This window comes from Rhodococcus globerulus NBRC 14531, assembly GCF_001894805.1.
In the GTDB taxonomy this organism is placed as follows: domain Bacteria; phylum Actinomycetota; class Actinomycetes; order Mycobacteriales; family Mycobacteriaceae; genus Rhodococcus_F; species Rhodococcus_F globerula.
This window is the reverse complement of the sequence record NZ_BCWX01000002.1, coordinates 1,269,066-1,283,566: the sequence shown is the minus strand read 5'-3', so window position 1 is coordinate 1,283,566 and position 14,501 is coordinate 1,269,066. Positions and strand designations below refer to the sequence as shown.

Genomic DNA, 14,501 nt, shown 5'->3' with positions numbered 1-14,501 from the left:
TCGAAATGAGGCTTCTCATGCGTGACGCGGATGGCGTTATAGCGAACGTCCGACGAGGCATGCTCCCTGCGCACATCTACAACGACGCAGAGGTTTTCGAGGCTGAGAAGGAGCGGCTGTTCAGCCGTGCATGGATGTTTGTTGCGCACGAGTCGGAATTGCCGCAGGTTGGCGACTACGTTGTGCGCCGCGTCATGGAGAATTCGTTCATCGTCAGCCGTGACCAGTCCGGCGAGATCCACGCGATGTTCAACATGTGCCTGCACCGCGGTATGCAGGTGTGCCGCGCCGAGCAGGGCAATGCCTCGCACTTCCGTTGCCCCTACCACGGCTGGTCGTACAAGAACGACGGCCGCATCGTCGGTATGCCGTTCCACAAGGAGGCATACGGCGGCGAGGAGGGCTTCGCGCGTAAGGGACAGCGACTGCTGCCGGCGCCCAGTCTGGGCATCTACAACGGGCTGATCTTCGTGTCGATGGACCCGGACGCCGAGCCGCTGGAGGACTTCCTCGGCGACTTCAAGTTCTACCTCGACTACTACACCAAGCAGAGCGCGAGCGGCGTCGAGGTTCGCGGACCCCAGCGCTGGCGAGTCAAGGCCAACTGGAAGATCGGTGCCGAGAACTTCGCCGGCGACATGTACCACACGCCGCAGACCCACACGAGCGTCGTCGAGATCGGCCTGTTTCGCGAGCCGAAGGCGGAAAAGCGTAAGGACGGCAACACATACTGGGCGGGCAAAGGCGGCGGCACCACGTACAAGCTGCCCCCGGGAACCTTCGAAGAGAAGATGAACTACGTGGGCTACCCCGACGAAATGGTCGAGCGCATGAAGGAGCAGTGGTCCCAGGAGCAGGTCGACGTCATCGGACGCGACGGTTTCATGATCTCGGCCGCTTCGGTCTTCCCGAACATCAGCCTGGTTCACAACTGGCCGAAGGTCGCTGAAGGCGACGACGTCCTGCCCTTCATCTCCATCCGGCAGTGGCAGCCGATCAGCGCCGACGAGACCGAGGTCCTGTCCTGGTTCGTCGTAGACAAGGAAGCCCCGGAGGAGTTCAAGAAGCTCTCCTACAAGGCCTACCTGATGTGCTTCGGCTCCAGCGGCATGTTCGAGCAGGATGACGTCGAGAACTGGGTTTCTCTGACCAACACTGCCGGTGGGTCGATGGCTCGCCGCCTGCTGCTCAACGGCCGCATGGGCATGCTGCACGACGACAGCCCGGTAGTGCAGCCATTGACGGAGGACGAGTTCTGCGGTCCCGGCGTGGCGCACGTCGGCTACGGCGAATACAACCAGCGGCACCTTCTCAACGAGTGGGCCGACTATCTGGAGAAGCCGGCGCCGGTGACGGAGAACATTCACGTCGGTGCTCCCAATGTCGATGGTGAGTGCAGCAGTGACACGGCAGCGCAGTGCAGCAGCGAGAAGGCGGAGGTATAACTCATGAGCACCTACATCCCCATCGACTCCGCCAGCTCCCCGCTGGGTCAGGCCGCGTCGAAGACCACCGCCGTTGGCTCCTCACTGGCATTCGACGATCCGCGGCACCTGACCGCGAATCGCTGGCTCGTGGAGGAGACCTACATTCTCGATCGACAGGACTACGACGCCTGGCTCGATACCCTCGCCGAGGACATCCATTACTTCATGCCGATCCGCGTCACCACGGCGCTGGGAACCGGCTATGACACGGCCAAGGACATGGCGCACTTCGACGAGGACAAGTACTCGTTGAGCCGTCGCGTCGCGCGTTTCGACACGGGCCACGCGTGGGCAGAGGATCCGCCCTCACGACTGCGTCACCACCTGTCCAACGTCCGCACCTTCGCGACGGAGAACGAGAACGAACTCGTCGTCGAGTCGGCAGTCCTGTTGTTCCGCAGCCGCGGTGACGTGCTGGAGCCCTCGCTGCTCTCGGTTGGTCGCGTCGACCTGCTGCGTCTCGAGGAGGACGTCTGGCGCCTGGCCCGTCGGCACATCGCCGCCGACGAGTCGGTTTTGCGCATGCAGAACTTGGCGGTCTTCCTGTGAAGCTCGCATGGGAGGGTGAAGCCGAGGACGCCGCAGCGGCAGCCCGGGCGAGTTCCCGGCTCGGTGTGCTGCAGGACCAGCGCGACGGTGAGACCATCGTCGTCGCAAATGAGTTCGCCGACATGCGAATTTCGAAGGTCCACACCCGCAACGGCGTTCGGCTGCTCATCGAATCGCCGAAGTCCGGCCAGTGGATCACTCTCGACGCTCTCGAGCTCGAAGCGCTGACGTGGCAGAACGAAACCACGCTGTCTGCGATGGTCGGGAAACCGTTCCAGTCGCTCCTCGGCACCGAGGACGCCTCGTGACCGGCTGGCTCGACGGTAAGCGTGCGCTTGTCGTCGGGGCGGGCTCCGGCATCGGGCGCGGTGTGGTCGACGCCTTCCTCTCCGAGGGCGCCAAGGTCGGCGTCCTCGAACTCGACACTGCCAAGTGTGAGGCACTTGCGGCCGAGCACCCCGAGGTCGAAGTTGTGCAGGGCGACGCCACCAAGGCTGCCGCGAATGAGGCTGCGGTCTCTGCCGTCGTGGATCGCTTTGGCGGCCTGGATATTCTGGTGAACTGCGTCGGCGTCTTCGACTTCTACCGCAAGCTCGAGAGCATCGACGCCGACATGCTGGATCAGGCGTTCGACGAGATGTTCGCAATTAACGTCAAGTCGCACCTGCACAGCGTCAAGGCCGCGACGCCGGCGCTGCGTGAGTCGGGTGGGTCGATCGTGCTCACAGAGTCGACGTCGGCCTACTACCCGGGCCGCGGCGGAACCCTGTATGTCGCTTCCAAATTCGCCGTACGAGGATTGGTCACCACCCTCGCGTACGAGTTGGCACCGGACATCCGCGTCAACGGCGTGGCCCCTGGCGGCACCCTGGGCACCGATCTGAGCGGGCTTACGACGCTGGGACTGACCGAGAACCGACTCGACGGCCCGGACCGCGCGAAGGAACTCGCCGGCCGTAACCCGTTGGGCGTCGCACTCTCCGGCATCGACCACGCGTGGAGCTACGTCTTCCTCGCCTCCGACCGATCACGCGGCATTTCCGGCCGCGTCGTCCACTCGGATGGCGGCATGGGCATCAAAGTTTAAGAGTCGCACCGCGCGACCTACCGAAAGAAGAACTTGGAAATGGCAATCCTCAAAGCGAACCTCGAACTGTGCCAGGGCTATGCAAACTGCGTGGTCGCGGCGGACGACGTCTACGACATGGACGACGACGGCCTCGTGGTGCTGCTCAAAACCCGAGTGGACGAGTCCGACCGCCAGCGCGTCGAGACCGCAGCGAAGAGCTGCCCCGCCAACGCCCTCTGGCTGGAGGAAGAGTGAGCGGCGGGGTTCTCGTCGTCGGCGGCTCGGTCGGCGGTATCCGTACGGCCCGGGCGTTGCGCAATGAGGGCTACACCGGGGCGGTAACAGTTGTCGAGGCCGAGCCGCACTTGCCGTACGACAAGCCGCCGCTGTCGAAGGTTCCGCTCGACGGCGACGCGCACGTGCCACTGCTCACCGCGGCGGAGGCACGAGAGCTCGACATCGAGCTCAGGTTAGGCGCTGTCGCAATCGAAGTGCGGGCGCAGGCCAACCAGCTGGCACTCGCCGACGGCACAGTTCTCGACTACGACGAGCTGGTGATCGCTACCGGTGCCGCGGCTCGGCCCTCGCCGTGGAGCGGCCCTGGTATCCATGTACTTCGCACTCTTGCCGACGCTCGCGCGCTGCGCGAGAGTCTGCACGGCGCGAACCGTCTCCTCGTCGTCGGTGCCGGGTTCATCGGTGCGGAAGTCGCGTCACTCGCGCGCAAGCAGGGCATCGACGTCACGATTGTCGATCCCGCGCCTGTCCCGATGGCCCGTATTGTCGGCACTGAACTGGGAGAACGCCTGTCGGACCTGCATCGGGCGCATGGTGTTGAGGCCAAATTCGGCACCACCGTCAGCGCACTCGACTGCGTAGACGACAGTCTGCGCGCGACGCTTTCCGACGGCTCAGAATTTCCCGTCGACGCTGTCGTGGTGGGAATTGGTGCGGTTCTGGAACTCGGGTGGTTGGAGTCGTCAGGCCTGACGCTCGACGACGGTGTCGTGTGTGACGAATACGGCCGCACTCCCGACTTTGCGAACATCCACGCTGTCGGTGACATTTCGAAGTGGTACCAACCGCGGCTCGGCACGTCGGCGCGGGTCGAACACTGGACCAACGCTGTCGAGCAAGCAAACACGGTGGCCCACAACATTGTTCACGCGGATGATCTGCTCGCGCACGACCCGGTGGCCTATGTGTGGAGCGATCAGTACGACTGGAAGATTCAGTTGTTCGGAACCCGTGACGTTGCGGCAGACCCGCTAGTGGTGGAACAGTCCGACCCGCTACGTTTGGCAGCGATCTGGCAGGACTCCGAGGGCCGGGCAAGCGGCGGTTTTACCGTCAACTGGCCCAAGGCGTCGGTCCAGCTGCGGCGGACTATCGCTGCCGGCGGACCCGCCGATGCGGTGCACGCGCAGCTTTCGACTCCGGCGGTGAAGCGATGATGTCCGGGGAATTGGATGAACTACGGCATCTGGTGGCGGAGGGCTGCCGAGTTTTGGCGGCTCGTCAATTAGCGCCCGGCATTCTCGGGCACATCAGCTACCGGATCGACGAGACCAGGCTGCTGGTTCGGTGCCGCGGCGCCCAAGAGCGCGGGCTGGCGCACACGACGCCACAAGATATTCGGTTGGTCGAATTGACTGGTGAGCCAGGCGCTCCCGGCGAACTCGACGGCTATACCGTGCCGTACGAGCTGCCTCTTCACAGCCGGATTCTCATGCGTCGCCCCGATGTCATGTCGGTGGTGCACGCGCATCCCGCCAACGTAGTGGCAGCCGATCTCGCCGGGCTGACTATCCTGCCCATTGTCGGCGCCTATGACATCCCCGGGGCCGTACTGGCGCACGGGGGAGTGCCTGTATTCCCCAGGGCCGCTTTGATTCACAACTCTGCGCTTGGCGACGATGTCGCTGATTCCCTGGGCGAGCGGCCAGTGGTCCTCATGCGCGGACACGGACTCACGTCCACCGGCACCTCGGTGCAGGAGGCGGTTCTTCGCGCAATCTCCGTCGACACGATCGCGTCACTATCGTTGTCCATCGTCTCGGCGGGCGGCACGTTGAAACCGATCGGTGCCGAGGATCTGGCCGACTTGCCGAATCTTGGTGCCGGTCTCAATCTGGGTGCCGCGTGGCGCCACGAGGTTTCTCTGCTCGGCTCTCAGTAGCAGGCGATTGCAGCTACTACTGGTGCCGAAAGGGCGATTTGTGCGGCATCTGGGATAGGAAAGTCCCGGTGACGGTCTTGGCCCAGGTGAATCCTGGGAGGAGTGGCGAAGGCGGGCGGTCAGTTCGGCGAGCGTGGACGTTGCGAGGGTCGAATGTTTGAACCACTGAGGACCAAGGTGCACCGCATGAGTAGCGGGGGATTCCCGAACGAGAGTACTGCGGGCAGCAGTTGACGACTGAACTCCCGGCGTACATGACCCCCTTGTCCTGAAGTCCTCTGGAATGACTTTGCTGTCGTCAACCGGTCAACAACCGCACGTCAGACGCGGCATCCCGAAAAATATAGTGCTGCTTGCCTTCTGATCGAAATAGGTGGGCGGTTTGTCGCTGAGGAAGTTGACGAAACTCTCAGGCGCCACGACCAGAAATGTACTCATGTCCGACGGCGGAATGCGACGCTGATCCGATTCGCCAAAAACCGGCCTGACACCGCCGTGGCAGAACGGATGTAGTCGTGGCGAAAACCCACTGCCGAGCACAATCCGCCGGATCCCCATGGTCGCCGCGCTCGGTCAGCAGATACAGACCTGCACAGATGGCCGGCTGGAGTCGAAATTCCTCCACCCCCGATTTTCGAAGACCGGAATGGTCTGCGCCTGATGGAGGGTTCAATCTGATCACGTCGACGTTCGAAGGCCTCGAGGCGTTAACGGTTTCCATGTGAATTACATCGAACTTGTTGCCATGAGCGGAAGACTACCTCGCTGGAGTATTGGAATCCGGCAGCGTTTCAACTGCACACATGGGCGACCGATCACGCCCATATCCGGGTCAGCCTCTGCCGGTCTGATCTTTCACCGATCAGACCGGCAGAGGCGCCTCATGAAAGATTGACGTCAGTGCAATCACCATCAGATATCGGAAGTCCACGCAGATTGTGCCGACGTGACAGCAGATTTCTTTTGGTGACGGCACTGCCCTAAACGACTCGCCGCTACGTCCACTTTCCGATAACTTAGGATTAGTAGCTTAAAATCGGCAAGGGTCAGATATTGCTAATGTTAGGGCATATCACCCCGGATTGCTGCGCGGTCGCGGTCAGGATTAGCGAATATTAGTACCACGATAGCGGCCAGGAATGCAAGAATTCCTATAGCCTGAAATGACTGCCCGTACCCTACGGCCGGACTAACTGCATTATCAACGATTACACCGGTTGCGTAAGGAGCGATTAGTCCGCCGATGGCCATCACGGCGAGATATACACCCATGGTGCCGGCAATCTGCTGGGGCGGGCAAATTTCTGAGATAGCAGCATTAAGAAGGGGAAATGCCATACTTACCGCGGCATACCCAACCGATACAACAGCCACTGCGACGATTGGCACGTTAATCATTGGTAGCACGGCCAAGATTGTGCCACCAATGAACACTCCGATGCACGGAACGATAATCCGCGATGTCCGAGACTTTCCACCACGCAACAATACGCGGTCAGTTGTCACACTCGACCCAATCATCAAGATGAGTGCGATAACTGATGGGATCGCGAACATTGATCCAGCCTGCATTGCCGAGTATCCGAGGCCGAGTTCAAAATATGACGGAAGCCAAGTAAGAACGACCGTTGTCAGCGCATAAACCACGATGGTCAAGATGCAGCAGCTAACAAAGGTACGAGACAGAAAAATTGTTCGCCAGGGAACGCTTGGCTCCATATTCACCAGGTCGGCGTGCGGAGTCTTCGGGGTCCGACCTGTGAAGGGTCCTTCCCTCCAGCCGATCGCCCAGCAGACTGACCAGGCAAGACCAAGAATTGTCAATGTGATGACGGCATATCGCCAGCCGAAGGTAACAGAAATCGCGGTCAGGATTGGAGCGAGTAGGATTTTTCCAATTGACCCCGATCCCATCAGGAGTGCCCCGGGCAGTCCGCGCTTCGCCGGCGGATGCCAGGAGTATGCCGCCGTATGCATGAGCGCAGAACTAGGCCCTTCGGCGAAGCCCAGCACCATACGGCCAGCGATGAGTGTCACTATGCTCGCAGATATGACGAGTGGCAATAGAGTGACCGACCACATAGCTGCCAGGAGTAGAAGCCCCCAACGCAGAGTCATGTACTTGTTGATCGGACCGGCCAAGAATCCGCCGATCGTAAAAGTTAGGAAGAAGAGCGATCCAACCATTCCTATCTGCGTGGAGGTAAGCCCTAATTCACGTTTCAGTGGTTGCGCAATGATGCCCAGGATTGCTTTATCTGCAAAGTTTACAACATAAAGGAATACGACTAGTCCAGTCATGCCCCAGGCTGTTCTAATATTTACTGCCGCCTTGACGGTGGCAGGGTTAGGTATTTGATCAGTGGTCATCTTGACGTTCCTTTGGACAGGCGCTTTGACATTTTAGGCTTCGGCGCTCGGCTGTAGATCGGCCAATAGCTCGACCGCATGGGTACGGAATTGGATCAGTTCCGGATGCAAGGCAGTGTCGGGTCATGGTCAGAATTGGACTTGGTGAGAACGTCGAATGCATGAGGAGCGGCCGATTCAAGAATCAACCGAGTAATCACAGCTACTCCACCAAAGCCGCAGGCTCACTTGGCCGCTAACGGGCGATCGGCCAGTTCTCCCAAACGGGCCTCAGGGACCATTTGAAGTGTCCCCGCCGGCCATTAACACCCACTCGCGTCGGGTGATCCGCATCACTCGAGATTATGTTAGCAGAAGTAAGTTCTTCTGGGAAGAGAAGCGTAAGACCTGCGACGTTCGGATGCTCGCCAATTGTCGCCCGATACTGGAAGTCGATCCCGCCCTGCAACCTGGATCGACCCAGCGCCGTCGATGTCGTCAAGGGCAGTAATCCCCTCGCACGCAAGAGGAGTCACCGCCTTGCCGGACCGGAGTCTCCTGCGATACGGACAATCGACCCGCCGGTATCGGCAGGTCGATTTCGTCGGCGACGCGGGTCCAGCCATGATCAGTGGCGAAGTCCACCGACAATGGCTCCGTCTGCAATATCGGTCCGTCTCGATGTGTGCCGATACCAATTCATCGACATTGCTTCTCATGCAACAACTCCCGAACTCTGAGGGTATGTGTTGATTGGTGACCACAGGATTAGTGCCTCGGGAACTGATAGGGCGCTGAGGACGTTGCGCGCGCTGGTAGCCGTTGGAAGTGCATGTTTCGGGATCGGGCAGAAGTCGACTGTGTATCGACCGACCGGTGGCAGCGATGTCGATAGCGATGTCCGGGCAGCTTCGATCGAGGGCTGCAGTCCGCGTGACGATGGTTCAGGTCTTTGTATGCAGAAAAGCGAATTATTGCAATCAGTATCGAGAAATTTCGGCTGATTGTGTACAATTTGACCGAGCGGAGGCCTGGATGTACCTCGTTATGGTCTTGGTCGATGCATGGCCTGTTTCATGGGCCTCGCGGGCGATTGGACGGACGTCACCTCGGGTATTTTTTCTCGTCAATCGCCGAAACTGGCTCGGCTTCGGCGCCGGTCCGACCTCGTTCATTCCGCGTGCCGTACCTGCGTGTTCGGCAGAACATGTCTCTGCAGAGAGAAAGTTTCTACTATTAGCGCAGCTTAAGAGATTGCGTTTCTGGCTTAGCGATCGATAGATTGCCCTTGACTCGACGCCATGTATGCCTGTTCAATGCTCAGGACCACAGTTTCAATGTGGGTCAGGTCACAACCCCGAAGGGACGTACTGAAGATGTTGAGGAAAGCTGCTCCAGCCCTCGCAATCGCCACAATGCTCACGTTGACTGCTTGCGGCGGGTCGGCCAGTGGAGACTCCGCAAGTGCGGATGGGGTCAAGACCGGAAAGGGCGTCAGCGACAGCGAGATCAATCTTGCGATCCTCACCGACTACTCCGGGCCACTTGCCCAGCCCGCAACCTCGGGTTCGATCGGCTTGGAAATCAAGCTGGACCAGGTCAACGCCGCGGGCGGGATCTGCGGGCGTCAACTCGTCCTGCACAAGATGGACACCAAATACGACCCTCAGGTCACCACCCAGCAGTATCGCGCCATCGCGAACAAGGTTGTGATGATCCCGCAGCTGATCGGCACGTCCTCGCTGATGGCGGTCAAGGACAGCATCGCGAAAGACGACCTGCCGACCTTCTCGGCATCGCTCAACACAGCAGCGCTCAAGCTCGAGGATGTCGCGATCTACACCCCGCCCTTCGAGGTCGAGCTGATCAACGGCCTGGTCTGGGCCGCGCAGAAGGCGGGTGCAAGCGCTACCAACCCGCTCAAGGTCGCCGTCGTCGCACCGGCGGACGAGTACGGCACGGGATACGCAGACTCCGTCAAGTTTGCCGCGGAACAGATCCCCGGCGTCGAGGTCGTCGCCAGCCCGACGTACAGCCCCGCTGACAACGACTTCACCGCTCAGGCCACCGAGTTGAAGAACTCCGGCGCCACGGTCGTGATCCTGGCCAACACCATGGCCCAGACCGCGGGGCTGGTGGGACAGTCCGCCCAGCTCGGTTATTCGCCGCAGTGGATCGGTTACTCGGGCGCCTGGAACGCCGCGCTGGCAAAGCCGCTGGCCGGCTTGACCGACAACTTCTACGTTTCGGCGAGCTACGGAGCGCTGAACGATGACGTTCAGGGCATCAAGGACATGAATGCCGCTCTGGCGCAGTACGCGCCGAACGAGAAGCCGAGCAACTTCCAGGTTGCCGGTTGGTTGAGCGGCACTGCCACCGCGGCGGTGCTGGAAAAGGCCTGCGCGAACAAGGATCTCACCCGTGAAGGTGTTCTGGCCGCGATGCAGGATCTCGACATCGACTTCGGTGGCATCCTGCCGACAGTCAACCTCGGTACCGGCGACTCGATCGTCAGCTACCAGAGCCGGATGAACACCGTAAATGCCGAGGGTCTGCTGATCCCCACCACTGACTGGGCCGAGACCGATCAGGCTCGCGCCTGGGGCGAGGCAAACGGTTTCTGATCGACGCACTTCGGCGCCCGTTACAGGACGGCGGCGGGCGCCTTGGCGGCGCATCAGGACAATTATTGTTCGACTAAAGGAGTAGAAGGGGCTATGGCGCTCTTCTTGCAGCTCGGCTTCCAGGGGATAGCCCTAGGAATGGTCTACGGACTGATCGCCCTCGGGTTCGTGATCATGTACAAGGGCTCACACACATTCAACTTTGCCCACGGAGAGATCGTGGCGCTAGGCGCCTACACGGTGCTGGCCTTGATGGCCTTCATGCCCTGGGGGCTGGCGTTCCTCTTCGCGGTCGTCATCATGGTGGTTCTCGCGGTCCTGATCGAGGCGGTCTTCTTGCGCCGCATGGTCGGAAAATCTGTTACCACCGTGGTTCTCGCGACGCTGGGTATCTCGATCATGCTTCACCAGGCGATCTTGATGATCTGGGGCGTCGGCACACATGGCTCGGCCGGTCCTGTCGGTTCAGGCACGGTGACTGTCGGCTCGGTAGTGCTGCCGTGGAGTGGCATTGCGACAATCGGCACCTCCGTGGTGGTTCTCGCGGGGCTGGCCTATTTTTTCCAGAAGACACCGTACGGTCTGGCGCTTCGTGCGACCGCCAGTCACCAGGAAGCGGCACTGGCGCAGGGAATCGATGTGCGACGGATGTTCGCACTCTCGTGGGGACTTGCGGCGTTCCTTGCCGTGGTGGCCGGTGTCTTCTTGGCGTCGTTCCCTCGGGTTGTGTCTCCGGCATTGGGTATCGTTGCGCTGCTTGCTATTCCCGCGATCGTGATCGGCGGAATGGACTCGCTGGTAGGTGCGATTGTCGGCGGCCTGATCGTCGGACTGATTCAGGTGATGGGTTCTTACTACCTGTCGGACATCGGGGGCGGCCGACTCCATGAGGTCTTGCCCTACATCGTCATGTTTGCCGTGCTGGTGGTCCGGCCCTACGGACTCTTCGGCAGTAAAAGCATTGAAAGGGTCTGACCGATGACAACAACTCTCGAACCCGCACCCATCGACGACGACACCGCAGGTGTTCCCTCCGAAGTCGTGCGGACCAAGAAGCGAAGCACGCGGGTGTGGGTTGCCGTGTGGGTAGTGGCGATGCTCGTTGTGCCGTGGGTGGTGCAGTCCGATCTCTGGATGGGCGTGGGAATCTTTGCGCTGATCGCGGCGGTCGGCGCACTCGGCATGCAGGTCATCACCGGATTTGCCGGTCAGATCTCGATGGGCCACGCGGTATTCATGGCGATCGGCGCTTACACCTCGGCCTGGCTCGGAGTCGACGAGGGACTCCCAGTCTGGGTGTGGTTGCCCGCAGCCGCTGTAGTTGCCGGACTCGCCGGTGGGGTGGTCGCTCCGGCGGCAGTCCGAATCCGCGGGCTCTACCTGGCGGTTGCGACGTTGGCCCTGATTTTCATCGGCACCTATGTCTGGGAAACCTGGACCAGCCTGAGCGGCGGAGTCAATGGTCGGACGGCCCCTGCGGTGGAGATCAACGGGCAAGACCTGCTGGACGGCTACTGGTCGTCGGGAGGCGAGGAGATCCTGACCTCGTTCCAGGCGTGGTGGTATTTCGCCCTGGCAGTGCTGCTCATCGTCACTGTGCTGACGTGGAACCTCAAGCGTTCGCGCCTAGGTCGCGCCTTCATGGCGGTCCGTGACCGGGACATCGCGGCGGGCGTTGCCGGCATACCTGTGACCAGAACCAAGGTCGTGGCCTTTGTCATCTCTTCGGCGTTCGCCGGTGTCTCCGGTGCGCTGCTCGTGTCCTACATGGGCTACTTCACGCCGAGTCAGTGGACGATGATGGTCTCCGTCGACTTCATCGCGATGGTTGTCATCGGTGGTATGGGCACGGTCGCGGGCGCGATCCTCGGCGCATTCTTCATCAAGGCGATGCCTGAGATGGTGAATGTGCTGTCGCCGTACCTTCCGTTTGTCTCGAAGGACGCGAGCGCCGACGGCGGCGTTACCGCGCCTCTGCTCTCACAGTTCTTGTACGGCCTTGTGATCGTGCTGGTCCTCATCTTCGAGCCCAAAGGATTGCTCGCGCTCTTCAAGCGGCCCATCGACTGGATCCGAGCCCGAATCTCCGGAGGTAGCAAATGAACTCGCTGGTCATCGACAGCCTCAGTGTCCGCTACGGCGCAGCCTCGCTGGCGCTCGAGGACGTGAGCCTGACGGTTCCCCAAGGCCAGATCGTCAGCCTCCTCGGGCCGAACGGTGCGGGCAAGTCGACGCTGATGCGGGCGGTGTCGGGTCTGCTCGGCGTGCACGGCGGCACCGTTGCCTCGGGCAGGGTCGAACTGCTGGGCAACGACGTCACCAACGAGCGCTCGTCGAAGCGCGTGAAACTCGGCCTCGCGCAGGCCCTCGAGGGTCGGCAGGTGTTCCCTGGACTCACCGTTGCCGAGAATCTCGCGAGCGGCGCTTTTGTCCGTCGCTATCGCAAGGCCCAGGAACTCGAAGCGCGTGAGCGGGTGCTGCACCACTTCCCGCGTCTGGGTGACCTGATGCAGCGCAAAGCCGGTTACCTCTCGGGCGGAGAGCAGCAGATGCTCGCGATCGGTCGGGCGATGATGTCCCAGCCGAAGGTGCTTCTTCTCGACGAGCCGAGCCTCGGCCTGGCACCGAAAATCGTTGCTGATGTCCGAGACGTGATCGTCGACATCAACAAGGAAGGGACATCCATCCTGTTGGTGGAACAGAACGCGGCCATGGCAATGGCAATTGCGCAGTACGGATATGTCCTCGAAGGTGGCCGCGTCGTCAAGGAGGGCAAGGCGGAGGACCTGCGCGGCGACGCAGAAATCGCAGAGCTGTACCTGGGTGCTTCGGCAGTGGGCGCAGCTGAGCCGCCGGCACAGGCCACGGGAATCGATACCGAAGGGGTGATCCAGCATGTCTGATCCGCGTGCCGATCTGTTGGAGATCAACGATCTGGCCCTGAGCTTCGCCGGGGTAAAAGCCATTGACGGCGTGAGCTTTTCGATCGCTGAGGGCGAGCTGTTCTCCGTCATCGGCCCGAACGGTGCGGGCAAGTCCTCGCTGTTCAACTGCATCTCCGGTGTCTACGCACCACAGTCCGGTTCCGTGCGCTTCGCGGGAGCCGAAATCCTGGGCTTGCCGGCTCACAAGATCGCGAAAAAGGGCATCGCCCGGACCTTCCAGAACGTGGAGGTCTTTCCCGCGATGACGGTGCTGGACAACCTCTTGCTTTCGCGGCACAACGCGATGCGCGCGGGAGCCTTGGAGAACATGCTGTGGCTGGGCCGCGCAGCGCGGGAGGAGAAGGCCGCGGTGGAAAAGGTTCGCGAGGTCGCTGCGCTGATGAACATCGAGCACCTGGCAGACACCCCTGTCGGATCACTACCGCACGGCACGCAGAAGCGAATCGAGTTGGCGCGGGCACTAGCGATGGAACCGCGGCTGATCATGCTCGACGAGCCCGTCGCCGGCATGAATCACGACGAGTCCGCCGAGATGACGGAGACCATTGTGCAGGTGAACCGAGATCTCGGCGTTGCCATTTTGCTCGTCGAGCACGACATGAAGATGGTCATGGGCATCTCGAACCGCGTCTGTGTTCTCAACTTCGGTCAACGAATCGCCCTCGGCAAGCCCGCCGACGTTATCCGCGACGACGCTGTCGTCGCGGCCTATCTGGGAGCTGCATGATGAAAGACGGAAAATTTGTAATCTGCGCGATTGCAGGCAGTCTCCGCGCAGACTCGTGGAATCGCAAACTTCTCGAGGCGACGGCGGCAATGGCGCCGGTCGACGTCGAGGTGCGGATCACGAAGCTGCTGGGCGAGATCCCGATGCTCAACGAAGACGATTTCGGTAACGAGGCGAACAGCGTCCATGCTCTGCGCGCCGAGGTCGAAGCCGCTGATGCCCTGCTCATCGCGACACCCGAATACAACGGCGGCATCCCTGGTGTTCTGAAGAACGCACTCGACTGGCTCTCACTTCCACTCGGACGCTCGGTGCTCGAGCGTAAGCCGGTGGCGCTGATGGGCGCGACGCCTGGCCGCCTCGGCACAGCGCGCAGCCAATTCGAACTGCGTCACACCTTCGTCTTCTCCCGGTCCCCAGTGTTGCCCGGGCCGGAGATTCTCCTCAGCTTTGCCCCCAATCACTTTGACGAGCAAGGCAGATTGACGGATCCCATCGTCCTCGAGCGGGTCGAGTTGATGTTCACGCACCTGAAGAAATACGCAAGTCTCAACGAATACGAGGTTGTCTAA

At 61.1% G+C, this 14,501-nt stretch carries 14 protein-coding genes; 13 read left to right on the top strand and 1 reads right to left on the bottom strand.

Annotated elements, in window-relative coordinates:
- Positions 1 to 17: 17 nt before the first annotated feature.
- From RG2_RS14475 to phtC, 7 genes are read left to right on the top strand one after another with little or no spacing between them, the layout of a single operon-like run.
- The gene (locus tag RG2_RS14475; protein WP_051730317.1) at positions 18 to 1,445 is read left to right on the top strand and encodes an aromatic ring-hydroxylating oxygenase subunit alpha; all 1,428 of its coding nucleotides are present in this window, start codon (positions 18 to 20) and stop codon (positions 1,443 to 1,445) included.
- Positions 1,446 to 1,448: 3 nt separating this feature from the next.
- Positions 1,449 to 2,036, top strand: a complete 588-nt coding sequence (locus RG2_RS14470) for a 3-phenylpropionate/cinnamic acid dioxygenase subunit beta (RefSeq protein WP_033231989.1) — start codon at positions 1,449 to 1,451, stop codon at positions 2,034 to 2,036.
- Positions 2,033 to 2,344, top strand: coding sequence for a hypothetical protein (locus RG2_RS14465; protein ID WP_033231990.1), 312 nt, complete (start codon positions 2,033 to 2,035; stop codon positions 2,342 to 2,344). Before RG2_RS14470 ends, RG2_RS14465 begins: the two co-directional genes overlap by 4 nt.
- A complete protein-coding gene (gene hcaB / locus RG2_RS14460; protein WP_033231991.1) occupies positions 2,341 to 3,123 on the top strand; it encodes a 3-(cis-5,6-dihydroxycyclohexa-1,3-dien-1-yl)propanoate dehydrogenase in 783 nt (260 codons plus the stop codon). The genes RG2_RS14465 and hcaB overlap by 4 nt, the downstream gene beginning before the upstream one ends.
- Positions 3,124 to 3,162: 39 nt before the next feature.
- The gene (locus tag RG2_RS14455; protein ID WP_033231992.1) at positions 3,163 to 3,360 is read left to right on the top strand and encodes a ferredoxin; all 198 of its coding nucleotides are present in this window, start codon (positions 3,163 to 3,165) and stop codon (positions 3,358 to 3,360) included.
- Positions 3,357 to 4,559, top strand: a complete 1,203-nt coding sequence (locus RG2_RS14450; protein WP_033231993.1) for an NAD(P)/FAD-dependent oxidoreductase — start codon at positions 3,357 to 3,359, stop codon at positions 4,557 to 4,559. The genes RG2_RS14455 and RG2_RS14450 overlap by 4 nt, the downstream gene beginning before the upstream one ends.
- Entirely contained in the window at positions 4,559 to 5,284 is a 726-nt protein-coding gene (gene phtC / locus RG2_RS14445; RefSeq protein WP_033231994.1) for a 3,4-dihydroxyphthalate decarboxylase, read from the top strand. Before RG2_RS14450 ends, phtC begins: the two co-directional genes overlap by 1 nt.
- Before the next feature lie 1,062 nt (positions 5,285 to 6,346).
- On the opposite strand, the gene RG2_RS14435 is transcribed toward phtC, so the two are convergent.
- The gene (locus RG2_RS14435) at positions 6,347 to 7,654 is read right to left on the bottom strand and encodes an MFS transporter (RefSeq protein WP_230590026.1); all 1,308 of its coding nucleotides are present in this window, start codon (positions 7,652 to 7,654) and stop codon (positions 6,347 to 6,349) included.
- Positions 7,655 to 9,009: 1,355 nt separating this feature from the next.
- Between RG2_RS14435 and RG2_RS14430 the strand changes: the two genes are divergently transcribed.
- From RG2_RS14430 to RG2_RS14405, 6 genes are all read left to right on the top strand, one after another.
- Positions 9,010 to 10,257 (top strand): ABC transporter substrate-binding protein, encoded by a 1,248-nt coding sequence (locus tag RG2_RS14430; protein ID WP_165826282.1) that lies wholly within the window; start codon positions 9,010 to 9,012, stop codon positions 10,255 to 10,257.
- A gap of 93 nt (positions 10,258 to 10,350) precedes the next feature.
- Complete coding sequence (locus tag RG2_RS14425; RefSeq protein WP_033231997.1) at positions 10,351 to 11,232, top strand: branched-chain amino acid ABC transporter permease; 882 nt, start codon at positions 10,351 to 10,353, stop codon at positions 11,230 to 11,232.
- Positions 11,233 to 11,235: 3 nt separating this feature from the next.
- The gene (locus RG2_RS14420) at positions 11,236 to 12,360 is read left to right on the top strand and encodes a branched-chain amino acid ABC transporter permease (RefSeq protein WP_051730318.1); all 1,125 of its coding nucleotides are present in this window, start codon (positions 11,236 to 11,238) and stop codon (positions 12,358 to 12,360) included.
- Positions 12,357 to 13,160, top strand: coding sequence for an ABC transporter ATP-binding protein (locus RG2_RS14415; protein WP_045067796.1), 804 nt, complete (start codon positions 12,357 to 12,359; stop codon positions 13,158 to 13,160). Before RG2_RS14420 ends, RG2_RS14415 begins: the two co-directional genes overlap by 4 nt.
- Complete coding sequence (locus RG2_RS14410; RefSeq protein ID WP_033231998.1) at positions 13,153 to 13,929, top strand: ABC transporter ATP-binding protein; 777 nt, start codon at positions 13,153 to 13,155, stop codon at positions 13,927 to 13,929. The genes RG2_RS14415 and RG2_RS14410 overlap by 8 nt, the downstream gene beginning before the upstream one ends.
- A complete protein-coding gene (locus RG2_RS14405) occupies positions 13,926 to 14,501 on the top strand; it encodes an NADPH-dependent FMN reductase (protein WP_051730319.1) in 576 nt (191 codons plus the stop codon). Before RG2_RS14410 ends, RG2_RS14405 begins: the two co-directional genes overlap by 4 nt.

Coding starts and splice junctions, on each gene's coding strand:
- RG2_RS14430 (WP_165826282.1), top strand. CDS start 9,010: ATGTTGAGGAAAGCTGCTCCAGCCCTCGCAATCGCCACAATGCTCACG.
- RG2_RS14470 (WP_033231989.1), top strand. CDS start 1,449: ATGAGCACCTACATCCCCATCGACTCCGCCAGCTCCCCGCTGGGTCAG.
- RG2_RS14410 (WP_033231998.1), top strand. CDS start 13,153: ATGTCTGATCCGCGTGCCGATCTGTTGGAGATCAACGATCTGGCCCTG.
- RG2_RS14420 (WP_051730318.1), top strand. CDS start 11,236: ATGACAACAACTCTCGAACCCGCACCCATCGACGACGACACCGCAGGT.
- RG2_RS14455 (WP_033231992.1), top strand. CDS start 3,163: ATGGCAATCCTCAAAGCGAACCTCGAACTGTGCCAGGGCTATGCAAAC.
- RG2_RS14415 (WP_045067796.1), top strand. CDS start 12,357: ATGAACTCGCTGGTCATCGACAGCCTCAGTGTCCGCTACGGCGCAGCC.
- RG2_RS14405 (WP_051730319.1), top strand. CDS start 13,926: ATGATGAAAGACGGAAAATTTGTAATCTGCGCGATTGCAGGCAGTCTC.
- phtC (WP_033231994.1), top strand. CDS start 4,559: ATGTCCGGGGAATTGGATGAACTACGGCATCTGGTGGCGGAGGGCTGC.
- RG2_RS14425 (WP_033231997.1), top strand. CDS start 10,351: ATGGCGCTCTTCTTGCAGCTCGGCTTCCAGGGGATAGCCCTAGGAATG.
- RG2_RS14475 (WP_051730317.1), top strand. CDS start 18: ATGCGTGACGCGGATGGCGTTATAGCGAACGTCCGACGAGGCATGCTC.
- RG2_RS14435 (WP_230590026.1), bottom strand. CDS start 7,654: ATGACCACTGATCAAATACCTAACCCTGCCACCGTCAAGGCGGCAGTA.